Source organism: Amycolatopsis sp. SID8362, assembly GCF_010550475.1.
GTDB lineage: Bacteria > Actinomycetota > Actinomycetes > Mycobacteriales > Pseudonocardiaceae > Amycolatopsis > Amycolatopsis eburnea.
This window is the reverse complement of sequence record NZ_JAAGNB010000887.1, coordinates 1-1,621: the sequence shown is the minus strand read 5'-3', so window position 1 is coordinate 1,621 and position 1,621 is coordinate 1. Positions and strand designations below refer to the sequence as shown.

The 1,621-nt window shown below is 74.2% G+C and carries 1 protein-coding gene; it reads right to left on the bottom strand.

Features of this window, described 5'->3' with window-relative positions; genetic code table 11:
- Positions 1 to 1,621: type I polyketide synthase (locus G3I65_RS27705; protein ID WP_160698721.1), on the bottom strand; the 1,621-nt coding region annotated here is incomplete at both ends.

Genomic DNA, 1,621 nt, shown 5'->3' with positions numbered 1-1,621 from the left:
GCCGACGCGTGCCCGAGCACGGCCGCCGCGGCGGACCGGACCAGCTTCACCAGCGCCCGCCGCTGCTCGCCCGCGCTCAACCCCGTCACTTTCACGTGAAAGTGATCCGGAGAGCGCTCCTCCGTGTCACTTTCACGTGAAAGTGCCGCTTGGGAGGTGAGCCAGTAGGTGCGGTGGTCGAACGCGTAGGTGGGCAGGTCGATCCGGCGGCCGGCGGGCAGCGCCCAGTCGACGTCGATGCCGCGGACGGCCAGCTCGGCCAGCGCCTGCCGGACCCGGTCGAGGCCGCCGTGGCCGCGGCGCAGCGCACCGGCGACGACCGCGCCCGGCGCCGTCTGCTGCATCCCCAGCGTGAGCACCGGGTGCGGGCTCAGCTCGACGAACGCGGTCCAGCCCTCGGCCAGCGCGGCCCGCAGCGCCGGGTCGAACAGCACCGGCTGACGCAGGTTCGTGAACCAGTACTCCGCGTCCAGCCCGGTGGTGTCGAACGCCGACGCGGTCACGGTCGAGATGAACGGGACGTCGGCCGGGCGCGGCCGGATCGGCGCGAGGTCGGCGAGCAACCGCTCCCGCAGCGAGTCGACCTGCGCGGAGTGGGACGCGTAGTCCACCGGGATCCGCTTCGCGTGCTCGCCGCACTTCTCGACCAGTGCGTCCAATGCGGACGGTTCCCCGGACACCACGACGGACGCGGCGCCGTTGACCGCGGCGATCGAAAGGCCCGGCGTCAGCAGCTTTTCGACGTCGGCGAGCGGCAGCCGGACCGAAACCATGCCGCCCTGACCGGACAACGCGGCCAGCGCCCGGCTGCGCAGCGCCACCACGCGCGCGCCGTCCGAAAGGGACAGCGCGCCCGCGACGCAGGCGGCGGCGATCTCGCCCTGGCTGTGCCCGAGCACCGCCGCGGGCCGGACGCCGTGGGCTTCCCACAGTGCCGCCAGCGACACCATCACCGCCCACAGCGCGGGCTGGACGACGTCGACGCGGTCCAGCTCGTCCCCGCGGCGCAGCACGCGCAGCAGGTCGAAGTCGGTGAACGGCAGCAACGCGGCCGCGCACTCGGACAGCCGGGCGGCGAACACCGGAGACGTTTCCAGCAGCTCGCGGCCCATCCCGGCCCACTGCGAACCCTGGCCGGGGAAGACGAACACCGCGTCCGGCCCGGCGTCCGCGACCCCGGTGACCACAGTGGACACCTCTTCGCCGGCGGCCAGCGCGGCGAGCCCGCGACGGCGGTCGGAGCCCAGAACGACCGCGCGGTGCTCGAACCGGCTGCGCGAAGCCAGCAGCGAGTGGGCGACGTCGAGCGGGTTCTCGTCCACAAGGGACAGCAAGCGCGCGGCCTGCCCCCGCAACGCCGTGGCGCTCCGGGCGGACAGCACCCACGGCGCGTCGGGGACGTCGGAAGAAGGGGCCACCGATTCCGCCGCGGGCGCCTCTTCCAGGATCACGTGTGCGTTGGTCCCGCTGACCCCGAACGACGACACCCCGGCCCGTCGCGGCCGCTCCCCGGCTGGCCACGGCCGCGGCGACGTCAGCAGCGAAACCGCGCCGGACGTCCAGTCCACGTGCGGCGACGGCTCGTCGGCGTGCAACGTCTTCGGCAGCACGCCGTGCCGCA